Source organism: Novipirellula herctigrandis (assembly GCA_007859835.1).
GTDB lineage: Bacteria > Planctomycetota > Planctomycetia > Pirellulales > Pirellulaceae > Novipirellula_A > Novipirellula_A herctigrandis.
This window is the reverse complement of record SJPJ01000001.1, coordinates 6410106-6422677: the sequence shown is the minus strand read 5'-3', so window position 1 is coordinate 6422677 and position 12572 is coordinate 6410106. Positions and strand designations below refer to the sequence as shown.

General features: G+C 51.2%; 6 protein-coding genes and 1 tRNA gene. 4 read left to right on the top strand and 3 right to left on the bottom strand.

Annotated elements, in window-relative coordinates:
* Positions 1-105 precede the first annotated feature (105 nt).
* Positions 106-180 (bottom strand) — tRNA-Pro (locus CA13_RS23505).
* 415 nt (positions 181-595) lie between these two features.
* Here CA13_RS23505 and CA13_RS23500 point away from each other — a divergent pair.
* On the top strand, positions 596-1852 hold the full coding sequence (locus tag CA13_RS23500; RefSeq protein WP_146400843.1) for a peptidylprolyl isomerase: 1257 nt from the start codon (positions 596-598) through the stop codon (positions 1850-1852).
* A 44-nt stretch (positions 1853-1896) separates the two neighbouring features.
* On the opposite strand, the gene CA13_RS23495 is transcribed toward CA13_RS23500, so the two are convergent.
* Together CA13_RS23495 and CA13_RS23490 are read right to left on the bottom strand one after the other, a co-directional pair.
* Positions 1897-2703: a hypothetical protein gene (locus CA13_RS23495; RefSeq protein ID WP_146400841.1), complete on the bottom strand. Its 807-nt coding sequence runs from the start codon at positions 2701-2703 to the stop codon at positions 1897-1899.
* A gap of 80 nt (positions 2704-2783) precedes the next feature.
* On the bottom strand, positions 2784-5876 hold the full coding sequence (locus CA13_RS23490) for a valine--tRNA ligase (protein WP_146400839.1): 3093 nt from the start codon (positions 5874-5876) through the stop codon (positions 2784-2786).
* Between the two features lie 410 nt (positions 5877-6286).
* On the opposite strand from CA13_RS23490, the gene CA13_RS23485 reads away from it, so the two are divergent.
* From CA13_RS23485 to CA13_RS23475, 3 genes are read left to right on the top strand one after another with little or no spacing between them, the layout of a single operon-like run.
* Positions 6287-9130 (top strand): leucine-rich repeat domain-containing protein, encoded by a 2844-nt coding sequence (locus CA13_RS23485; RefSeq protein ID WP_146400837.1) that lies wholly within the window; start codon positions 6287-6289, stop codon positions 9128-9130.
* Complete coding sequence (locus CA13_RS23480; RefSeq protein ID WP_146400835.1) at positions 9127-11526, top strand: hypothetical protein; 2400 nt, start codon at positions 9127-9129, stop codon at positions 11524-11526. The genes CA13_RS23485 and CA13_RS23480 overlap by 4 nt, the downstream gene beginning before the upstream one ends.
* 5 nt (positions 11527-11531) lie before the next feature.
* Positions 11532-12545 (top strand): ThuA domain-containing protein, encoded by a 1014-nt coding sequence (locus tag CA13_RS23475; protein WP_146400833.1) that lies wholly within the window; start codon positions 11532-11534, stop codon positions 12543-12545.
* Positions 12546-12572: the final 27 nt, after the last annotated feature.

Below are 12572 nucleotides of genomic sequence, written 5' to 3'. Positions count from 1 at the left end.
ACATCAAAGGGATCAGCGAACGACTCTCGCCAAGAATTCACAAAACACCGTGCTAACAACACGAAAAAACCCCGCAAACATTTCTATTTACGGGGTTTTCATTTATCGGGGCGACATGATTCGAACATGCGACCTCCTGCTCCCAAAGCAGGCGCTCTAGCCAGGCTGAGCTACGCCCCGGATGGGTTGCCCGGAGTTTGATTCCGGTGCAAAGAAGAAAGGAAACGTCTGGTGAACGCCAACTCCTCTTTCGTCCGCACAGATTAGCGGACGAACGAGTTTTGCGAAAGGTTCACTTCCACCTCTATTTCGAAGTTTTTGCCTGTTTTGGCACGTCGGCAAAAAGTTTTGTCCAAATACTTTCTGTTTGAGCCCAGCAGAGGCCTTGTTGGGTCCAGCGGAGGGTTTGACAAACCCTGACAAACGGCTTCGTCAAGGGTTCTATCGGGGGCTCGGTTCGTTTTTTTCTCCGTGTTTTTGAGCTGCATTATTCGATAAGCTGCATTCCTCGATAAGTTCGTGAACCAGACCCTCGGTCAGGCTGTAAGGAATAGCAAAGTCCGTCTCTGCCTATCTGAATCAAACGGTTTTCTCGATGTTCGCTCCCCCCGCGCGTTTGCCGCTCGCCCTGTTTCTCTGCATTTGTGCATCCATTCCGCCTCTGACGACGGCACAGGACTCTGCTTCGCCACAAGAAACGAAGCCTGCACCGGAAGTGACCCCAGACGCACCTCAAGAGCAAGCCGACGCTCAGCCCCCGTCGTTTGATCCATCGAAAATGGAACTGACTCCGGAGGAAGAACGGATCAAGGCGAAATACAACGATATTCGCGAGAAAACGCGAGAATCAATCCTGAACATGCGAGAGCTTTACACGCGTTACGCCAACAAGGCTGATCGGTCGCCTGAAGCATTTGAGCGTTTTCACGAAACCAGCATCGCGTCGCGGAAGTTGTTGGATGAACTCTATCAGGCTGCCTATGAAATGCTGATTCTGATCCCTGACCAAGAGGCTGCACAGTATTTGTTGACAATGGTGGAACACAACTACACGAACAGCAATTACGACGAGTTGACAATGAAGGGGGGGGCGTTGTTGATGGACTTAGATTTCAACCAAACGTTCTTGTACCGAGCCGTCTCTCGTGCTTCGATTTGCACCGGGGAATTCGAAATCGCCAAGAAAGTGTATGAATACATGAATCGCGAAGCGTTCGATGACCTAGACAAGCGATTTTCGTACCAGATTGAGACGCTGGAAAAACAATGGGCCCAAGAGAAAGAGCGTCGTGCCGAAGACGCAAAAAACAACCTTCCTCGCGTCCGCCTTCGAACAACCAAAGGAGACGTCGTGGTGGAGTTGTTTCTTGAAGATGCCCCTTCCACCGTTTCAAACTTTATTTCGCTTGTGGAGGAAGGTTTCTACGATGGAATCGATTTCCATCAAGTGCTTGATGACCTATTGGCATTGACCGGAGACGAATCGGGACAAGGCGATGGCAACTCAGGCAAGTTCTTGGTCGACGAGCATCTACGCGAAGGATCGCGGAATGCGTTTCGCGGATCGTTGGTGATGGCAAAACTGCCGCGCGAGGACGGGAGTTTTCTACCTGATACAGCCAGCACCCAATTTGCGATCTTTTTCACGCCGATTCCTGAGGTTCGCGAGAAACAAACCGTGTTTGGCCGCGTGATCGAGGGAATGGGTTTGCTTTCTGAAATACGGCGAGTCGATCAAAACAAAGAAAAAAAGAAGGACGAGGTCGTTCTGCCACCCGACCGGATTATTGAAGCAGAGGTCATTCGCAGGCCGGAGAAAATGCCAGAGCCTGTCTACCGAACCTATCAATAACGATTTGATCGCTCACGAGACGGTTGATTGTGATACGACAGAGGCTACTGAAACGAGAGCCCTGATGAAATTGCAGCTACCAGCAACCCACCGCCGATGCCTCCCATCACTAGCGAAACCAGAAGCAAACGCCACGTGTCGCTGAAATTCTTGGCAACAAAGTAGAAGACATAGAAAGGTGCTAACCAAACCAACAGGCCCGTAACAACATCCTTCTGAAACCCTTTGACGATTAGCATGATTGAAGCCCCGCTTGAAATCGTCAAACAGGCACCGCCCGCTAATGCAAGGAAAGTCGCCACAGGATTGAAATTGCCCGCGCCATCTTGCCGTTTCGCGACATTGATCGCGATCACGGCGATTAAGGTCGATCCAACCAACAGCACCAAGATTAGAGCCAATATCCACCATGGCAAACCGGCTTTGCTAAGCATGCGGTCTTGGGTGTCCTTCGTGCGTATCATGTCTTCGGCCGCTTTTTCGAGCGCAAGCGTCCCATGGCCGATATCCACGCCAACGGTTTTGTGAGCCTCCAATCGCCCGCCCGTTTCCATGTTGTACCCACATTTGGTACACAACACGGCTCCGGCCTTCATATTGGATCTGCAGGCCGGACAGACCGCTTCGACCGTTTGGGTGAACCCTTCTTCTTCGAACAACTCATCCATCGCGCCCGGTGGATTCGGGGCGGGTGCAGCAACCGCCGGCTGAGCAGGTTGCGACGCGACGGCTGTCCTACTTGCAGGAACCTTCAGCACCGAAGCACAACCGGGACACTTGACCGCTTTGCCCGCCAAGTTGTCAGGAATTTTTAGCGTTTTGCCGCATTGGCACTTTAGTGGGATGGGCATGATAACAGTAAAAAAGCCGGGGAAAGCAACAGAAATCAAACGCAAGCCTATTGTAATCGAACCACTCGATCACGGGAAAACTACGTCAATTTTTGTTTTAGCCTTTCGATATCACTTTGCACCGATTGCAGTTGTTTCTTCAAATCGTCCAAGGATTCGCGTTCTTTCAGAACCACCGCTTCCGGGGCTCTTGCAACAAAGTTCTCGTTCGAAAGTTTCTGTTCCTTGCCCGTGATTTGCTTGACCACTTGGTCGCGTAATTTTTCGAGCCGCGACAATTCTGCATTCACGTCAATGAACTTCTCCAAATCGACATGAACATCGATATCGAGGCTCGTCAAAGCCAACGGGGCATCGATCTCGAATGGTGCAGCGTGTTCGCCAAGAGCGACAACGTCGGCTCCCGTGAGTGCTTGAAAATAGGACCGCATTGGCTCCAGCAGCGATTGACTCGATTGGCTACAGCGGATCGCGACCGGCACGACTTCCTTCGGAGCAATGTTTTGGCTAGACCGAATACGCCGGATCGCCCCGACCACTTCTTGGAACTCATTGAATTGTCGTTCGATCGATTCGTTGTAATGACTCGCTTCAGCAACGGGCCAATCCGCTGTCATCACAAATCGCGGTGCCTTGACCGGATTTGCAAGACCACGCTCGGGCGCCGCATCATTGAGAAATCCCCATATCGACTCGGTCACAAACGGCATAATTGGATGCAGTAGTCGAAGCAGTGTATCGAGCCCATGCGCGATCACCGATTGCGTGACGCCTCGCAAAGCATTGTCTGACAATCGCGGTTTTGCGATCTCGATATAGAAGCTACAAAATTCGTTCCAGGCAAAGTCGTAGAGGATTCGCGACGCTTCGGCAAAATGGTAATGCTCGATTGCCTCGGTCACATCACGAGTTACGGTCGACAACCGGCTCAGTAACCAACGATCTTCCAGTGGCAATTCGGCGACGTTAATGGATTGTGGCTTGTAGCCATCAAAGTTCATCAGCGTAAAGCGTGCCGCGTTCCAAAGCTTGTTGACAAAGTTACGAGCCGTTTCAAACTTTTCACTAACAACAGCTCCCTTGGGCAGTGATTTATCCGCTTCGGATTCCGCCCACTGAGTCGAGAAACTTTTCTTGCACTGAGGACATTCAACCGCAGGTACCGATTGGTTCTTTTTTGTTTGATCGATCAGCTTTTCACAGTGCGGGCATTCATATTGAACTGGCATCCGCACGTCTTGCGTCTCGGTTGCCAAGCGAGCCAAACCAAACCGCAGCGCATCGGGGCCGAACTTGTCGATCACATCAATCGGATCAACGCCATTCCCCTTGCTCTTGCTCATTCCTTCGCCGTTACCATCCAAAATTTTCGGATGGATGAAGACTTCGCTAAACGGAATTTCACCAAGATTATTCAGTCCCATCAACACCATTCGGGCCACCCATAGCGTGATAATGTCACGCGAGGTGATCAGCGTACTGGTGGGATAAAAATACTCAAGTTCAGGCGTCTTTTCGGGCCACCCCAAGGTACTATGAGGCCATAAAGCGGACGAGAACCATGTGTCCAAAACATCCGCGTCACGGGTCAACCCGAGCGATTGGACCTTCGTTTCAAGCTTGACATCCTCGTCCCGCAAACAAACAAAGATCGCAAAGGTCCCCGCATCCTCGGCGTCGATGCGTTCGGCAATCTTGCCCGATGCGTATTCGGGAAATGCCTTCAATTTCGATTCGATCGCCTGTGCTTCGGCTTCGGTGATTCCGCCAACGGCCCAGATTGGAATTTGATGGCCCCACCACAATTGGCGACTGACGGGCCAATCCCGTTTTTCGCTTAACCAATCGAGATAACCTTTGCGGTACCGCTCGGGGAATATCTTTACACGGTCATCCGTCACGGCGTCCATCGCCGATTGAGCCAATTCCGCCATCGCGACAAACCATTGATCCGCCAAGTACGGCTCGATCGGCGTCTTACTGCGATCGCTATGGGGCAGTTCAATTTCACGGTCTTCGATATCGCCAAGCAATTCAAGCTTTTCCAAATCTTCAACGACCTTCTTTCGGCACTTTGGTATCGTCAAACCTTCGTAAGTGCCTGCTTCGCTGTTGAGCGTCCCATCGGGATTCAGAATATTGATCATCTGCAAATCGGCCCGTTTGCCAACTTCGTAATCGTTCGGGTCGTGAGCAGGCGTGATTTTCACGCACCCTGTACCCATTTCAGGCTTGGCCCACTCGTCAGCAATCAGCGGTATTTCGCGATCCACCAGCGGCAGCAACAATTTGCGACCATCAAGTGCCATATCGCGAAGTTGGACGAGCAGCGGCAGCATTTCCTTAGACCGTTGCTCTAACGCATCAATTTGCTCTTGAATTTCTTCTTGCTCTCCCGACGATGCAGCGGCAAGTTTTTCCCCAAGCTCTGACCCCACTTTCTTGAAGGCCGATTCAGGATCGGGGTGGACGGCAACCGCTGTATCGCCCAGCATCGTTTCAGGCCGAGTCGTCGCAATTTCAATTCGGGTCGGTTCACCCGGCTTGGGATCGACGACGGGATAGAAAATGTGCCAAAAGTGCCCCTTCTTTGTTTCGTTAAAAACTTCGTCGTCACTGACGGCCGTTTGCAGAAATGTATCCCAGTTCACCAGACGTTTGCCGCGATAAATCCGCTGCTTACTGAACAAATCAAAGAAGGTTGCTCGCACAGCCGCGGCACAGACATCATCGAGCGTGAATCGAAGCCGTTGCCAATCACACGAACATCCCATCCGCTTGAGTTGCCCCAAGATTCGGGTTTCGTATTGGGCCTTCCAATCCCAAATCCGCTTGACGAGCGCTTCGCGGCCCAGATCGTGGCGAGATTTGTTCTCTTGTTCCTTCAATCGCCGCTCGACGACCGCTTGCGTCGCAATCCCAGCATGGTCGGTTCCCGGCATCCAAAGAGCTTCGAATCCCTGCATCCGTTTGGTACGGATCAAGATATCTTGAAGGGTGTTGTTCAGCCCGTGCCCGAGGTGAAGTGCTCCGGTCACGTTCGGCGGCGGAATGACGATCGAAAACGGCTTTTTATTGGGGTTCGGTTCGGCGTGAGCACACCCGGCCGCATCCCAGGCATCAGCGATTTTCGCGGCAGCTTCGGTGTGATCGAATCGAGTGGGAATCGTCATGGCTATTTACTATCGATATTCATGAATGGATCAAAATGGGAGCTTTGAGCTGATAGATTACCGATTCGACAAGAAATCGCCTATCGGAGACCCGATTTTGTATTTTTCCCTTTGGTCTAGCGAATTCGACTCAAAGCGGAGGGGGGGGGTAACCAAACAAGGTCGCCCACGCAATTCCTTGGGGAGGCGTGCCCGCAATTAGCGAGTGTCAGCTCCCAGACCAAATTGTGATGCGAAGAGTGGATGCGAAGAAAAGAATGCACGCAGTACCTGACCTGCCCTCGGGTTTGGGCGTCTATTGTTGAAACCGGCGCGCGGATCGTCGATGATAAACGCGGTGGATACTCCCACCGATACTCCCGCCGATACCCGCACTGTTCGTCCGAAAGATGAAACCGAATCTATCTAGCTTGTCACGAAGACTTGGGTTTCTAGCATTATTTGCTGTTTTTATCGTCGTCAACGCTCCCTACCAGTACGACACGATTGGCTTGAGCGGTGGGTTTAAAGATACGAAGTTCGATTTCCCATTGGACCAGGAAGAAGGGTTAAGCACAGTCTATCCTACCGAAGCAGGGTGGCCCGCTCGGTATTACATCGCACACTCGTTCGATGATGTCGCGACATCGACAAGCTGGTCATGGCTTGCCATGGTCATTGACTTGGGAGTGGTACTTCTGAGTCTCGGCGCGGTTGTTGGCTATTCGAAAGCGACAAGGCGAAAGGTGTCATCGCTGAAGTCAAGCAAGTATTCCATTTCACTTTCGGATCTGCTCGTGCTGGTCCTGCTTGTTGCGTTGCCGATGGGATATTGGCAGCTCCAGACCTATCGTTTTCGCGAAGAAACAGCAATCCAAAAGAAGCTTAGTGCCGTTGGCACCGTTCAACTTCAATTGATCGTTCCCCGTCTGATTCATTCACGTTTGCCTTGGACATTGTCTCGCTACTTGGTTCGAATCACTCAGGTGGATCTGACGGAGCCGAACGATGACGCGATTTCAGCGGTTTGTGAACTCCCCCACTTGCGAGCACTGCGAATCGGTGGTGGACAATACGACTTGGCACCACTGCGTCGTTTGCCGTCGATGCGTTATCTACAAGACCTTCGCATTGCCGGTCGATCGCTAGATGCAACGACGGTCGATGCGATCTCGTCGTGCGACTTGGTTCGGCAATTGAATGTGTCGCAGACCAATTGCAGCGGGCCGTCACTCAAGGCGTTTTCGAAGATGCCAAGAATGACTCGTTTGATGGCACTGGACACGGCCATTCCGTTTGATGCTTGGGAAGAATCGCCGCTCAGGAACCAATTACAGTATTTAACCATCTCACGACCTCCGACCGGCCAATCGGCGGAGGTTGCCTTTCGCGATTGGCCAAAACTTGTCGAACTCTATTTTCGCTCGCTTGATGGCTACATGAATTGGCAAGTCTTTGATGTGACCATTGCGGGAATGCCCGAGCTAACCAAAATCCGGATGGATGCTTTTCAACGTGTGGACATGAAGCTTGAGCAACTTCCTAAAATGACGAGTCTCGGCAGCGATTACACCAACATCACGCGGCGTGTTGCCGAAGGCGAGAAGGCGCCTGTGATTTTTTGGGGGCGTCATGTCTCGCTATTCCAGGTTCCTCAACTGGATATTTTGTGGTTGTATCCGGATGGTTTCGAGTCGCTATCAATTGACCAATGTGATTCGCTCAAGACTCTAAAGTCTTCATCGCAATGTACCAACGGACCGTTGGCGATCGGATTCGACCACGAGATTGACGTCATCAGTCGTCGTCGAGTGGTCGAAGCATTCGGCAGCCAAACCGAAGTAAACAGCATTGGTTTGATTGGTTTTTCGTTGGACCAAATTGACCTTTCCCCACTCAAACAGAACCAACAGCTCCGTGAACTTGATTTGCGAGACAGCATCATTCCTAAGGGGAAATTGGAGACGTTGTCGTCGCTGCCGATCACCAGAGTGAATGCCATTAAAGCGCGGACGGACCGATCTTTCGTAAGCGAACTCAATCGTTCCTTTCCGGAATTGGATCGGATTGGAATTGACGCGGAAACGACCGCGATTCGAATCGAAGACAAACCAAACCTACGAAGGATCCAATTTAGCCATCACCGAGAATCGAAAGTGAACGCGTTGCGACTTGTGAATTTGCCCCTTCTTGAAAGCCCCATGGTGGTGAACGAGTACGGCCAATATTGCTACGTCAAAAATGCGCCCAAGTTGAAAGGCCTCGCTCTGCTGTCTCCACTTCCGAAGATGGAAATCGAAGGCGTGGAAGGATTATGGTGGTTCATCGCTGGCGGAGAAGGTTTAAATGACTCCGTGGTGCAAGAAGTCTTAAAAGCGAAGTCCTTGACTGAATTGACATTGGCCTACCCGAAAGCGAAACAGGATGCGTTCGCAGGATTAACCACACTTCAATCGCTTGAAAGTCTGATCGTTCCCGGCGCTCGCCTCGATCCAGACGTGATTGCGCAGTGGCAAGTCCCGAAGTCGCTAAAGCGTTTGAATCTTAACGACTGCGGCTTGCTCGCAGCGGCCGTGGAGCATGTCGTCAAGCAAGGCGATTGGGTTGAGCTATCACTCAATCACAATGAAATTAGCTCAGCCACGATCAGAGCATTCAGCCAGTCCCCGAGACTTGCCAAAATCGCCGTCGCTGGTTGCCAATTCGACGACGAAATGATTGCAGCGTTTGGAAACATTGCTGCGGTAACAGACCTGGATTTTTCCACCGCCACGATTCCACAGGGTGGCTTGGCTAAAATCCTTTCAAAGACGAACAAATTGGCAACGCTCGACTTGCGAGGTGCCAATGTCAATTCACAAGATTTACAGGCCGTGATTGCATCGTATCCATCGTTGCGGTTCAAATTGGAGCCAACTGACGCTACTCTTCCAATTTTGACATCTTTGACCAACAGCAAGCGTTTGATTCGACCGGAAGAAGAATTATGGAATCGAATGCAAGCCAACCAACCTATCCTGCGAGGCTACTCAATATCGGGACAGCCGATCTACACCGATCCATCGAAAATCCCGAGTCCGCCACAACTTGCCCCCCCTGAATTGTCATTGGCACTCTTTCGTCCCGAAACGGCCCCAAGCGATCAATCGTCAACTTTCATGCAGATGTTTAACGGATTCTTTGTTGCACCGTCTTCCGTCGCGATGCCAGCGGAAACCGAAGTATCGGTCGACAACCAAACGATCGATGCAACCGAAATGGAGACCGAACAATGACCCCAAAAACACAACATCGTATGATCCGAATGTCGACGATATTTTGCATGATCGCGATCCCGCTCGGATGTGAGCCAGCCCCAGAAATCCGAGTTGCAACAAACAACATCGATTCGCTCGGCCTAGTGAACACGTCTGAATCGGTGCAATATCGGTGGCCTGTCGTAGCAGGAAAATGGGAGGTCTCGCGGCCAACCGGATTCACGTTCTTGCGAAGGATGAAACCAGGTGAACTCGGAAAGATTGCCGACCAGATCGACCGAGATCGACAAGCGAAAATCGAATTGGCGAAACAATCAGATCAGCCCGCTCCATGGACGATTGCTTCCACGGATGTTGACGAAAAAACGGCAAGATACATGGCGGTGGCCATCGGAGAAATCGCTCCAGAGTTGGAAAAAAAACTGACGGTCGAGTTCCCTGCGTCGGTCCGATCAGCAGAGGTGAGGTTGGATATCACCGGAAAGCACCTGTTTTTACTCGACGACGGCATTTGGGTTAGCAAGCTACCTTGGCGAGAATGGTGGACAACCGAGACGACGCCTGCGCAAGAAACCGATATCACTGGATCGCCAAATGATTTCCAGAGAATCGGACTTGATGCCAACGAAGACAACGCCGATGGCGAATCGGCAAAAGTCAAAGTTGCGTTCTTTCGAGATCCGTCGCGACTGTTTGCAACCAAAGGAAACACACTCTCACTGATTGATTTTGAAAAACGTGAAATTTTAACGTCACTCAAGACGGCGATTCCAATACGTCATTTGAGCGTGTCTTTTCAAACAGGACGCCCGATGGTGGTCGATCAGGAGGGCGGAATCTACTTGGCCAATGTCGATCTCGACCGGATGGACAAAATTGGCGAGTGTGACGTTCAACTTCCAATGCCTCAGATTTCGCTCGACGCAACTCGCATCGTTACCCTGCAAAGCCCGTCCTTAGGACGCGTTTTCAAATTGGATGATTTGGGAGTTATCGACGAAATTGATATCCCGATAAGTGGAGCCACCGATCTGACCGCGATCGGCTGCACGAGAGCCTACGATTATTGGATTGGGAAAGACATAGTAATTACGCGGCCAGAATATCCCAATAGCGAGGATGCAGATCAAAAAGGATGGCCAATGACACTGTACTGGGACTTTGAGCAAGTCTTTGAAACCCGGAACGATACAGATTCGTCGGAGAGTCAGTTTTGCATCGCCGAGCGGACGACCGCCAATGGAAGTCGCGAGCGTGTCTGCATGGACATGTCGTTTGGTGATCGCATGTCGTTTCGCCCATCTCCTGTTCCGGGTGACAAAAGTGACCGTATCGTTGCTTCCCAAAATGGCGGTCGGATTGCCTTGGTCAATGACACGACCATTGAGCTTTATGACCGAGAAATCCAGGTACCTCAGTCAGTCGCCGCAATCGGAAAGCTAGCCAAATGGTATGCCTGGGAGAATCGGTTTGATGACTTGGAAATGTTACATCGCGTTCTTCGACAACTACCCGAAACACGGTTTAATCGCACACCAGAGCAGCTCTACGAGGCGATGTTGACGGCCATCGCATCGCAATGGCTCTACACGCTACAACAAACCACGCAACAATCGCTGAACGAGGAACAGCGAACCCTTGCCAAAGAGCGACTCGATGGATTCGTCAATTGGAGCAAAACAAAAACACCTCTGGCGCTTTGCGCCGCCATGTCCTACCACCGCAAGTTGGCCTGGGCTGCACGTGGAAATGGTTGGTCAAGTGACGTGACGCAGAGCGGTTGGGATGACTTTGAAAAGCACAACAAGATTGCAATAAATTTGTGGAATGAGATTTCTACGCTCGATGACATTCCTGCGGTCGCCTATTACGATTACTTCTTACTTGCACGCGATACAGGGATAGAAATGGAGCAAGTCGCGGAACCTCTGGAAACCTGTTTACGGAAGTATCCTCGCGAAAGTCTCATTCACCCGCCGCTGATGCAATGGATGTTGGAAAAGTGGGGCGGAACGCGAGGTTCGGGCCCTGCCTACATCCATGCGGTTGCCGACGCGGTCGGGTCGGCAACGGGCGATTGGTTGTACGAACGGAGCATTGAGTCGATTCAGAATAGCTTTGGGTATGCGTTTTTTGAATACTCCCAAGTGAACGGTTCTCGCGTGCTGCGTGGAGTAGAAGAAGGCATTCGATCAAACTACTGGCAACACAACAGTGCCCTTACAGCGATGTACCTCGTTGAGCAATCGCATAGTCGTCTAAATTCGCCGCCGGCGCACAGCCCGTATAGTATTCAAGCAAAAGCGACTTGTGAATCACTCGCGGAATACTATCGCCAGCGTTATCCTATGCTCAGTAATCTCGGTGTCTCGGATCGATATCGTGCTGCCGTTACCCGTTATTTGGAAAGATAAGAAACATGAAACGACTGAACGCTTCTGCCCTTGCTTCGATGCTGCTGTACTCCTTCGTTTCACTAACCTATTCCTCTGCGGCGGATCGACTGGTCTTTGAACCAACCGATGGAAAAGCGAACGGCAAACACATCGTCTTGATTTCGGGTGACGAGGAATATCGCAGCGAAGAGTCATGCCCGATGTTGGCCAAAATATTGAGTCAACATCATGGATTCAAATGCACGGTGCTGTTTGCCATCGACAAAGAAACGGGCGTGATCAATCCAAACGAAATCGGAAACATTCCCGGCACCGATGCGTTGGCCAATGCCGATCTAATGATTCTGGCTACCCGATGGCGAGTTTTGCCCGACAAACAATTGGCTCCGATCTTGGATTACTTGAATGCAGCCAAACCGCTGATTGCCTACCGCACCGCGACTCACGCATTTAAGAGCGGTCACTACGGCGGCTACGACTGGGCCAATTTTGGCTTAAACGTGATCGGTGAGAATTGGCTTAACCATCATGGCAAACACAAAGTCCAAGGTGGCCGTGCCGTGATCGTCCCCGAACACGCAGATCATCCGATATTGCATTCCGTTTCGGATATTTTCACACCATCAGACATCTACGGAATCAAGCATCTTGACCAAAACGGTGCGACCGTACTGCTCAGGGGTGCGGTGACCGAATCGCTCGATCCCGATTCGGCGATTCTTCAGAGCAAATTGAACGACCCGATGATGCCGTTGGCTTGGCTGAAACCCTACCCATCGCCAGCTGGCGATTCCGGTAAATGTTTTGCCACGACCGCCGGAGCGGCAGTCGATTTTTTGAGCGAGGATCTGCGCCGTTTACTCGTCAACGCAAGCTTATTTCTCACCGACCAATCGGTTCCTAAAGAAGCAGACGTCTCTTTCGTCGATCCCTTCAACCCATCGTTCTTTGGATTTCAAAAACCGGACTTCTTCAAAGAGCGAAACCTGAAAGTCGAAGATTTCGACCTCGGCAAATCAACAAAGGTTTTGCCATAGCTCACGATGGGCGTCTGAAACAGCCTC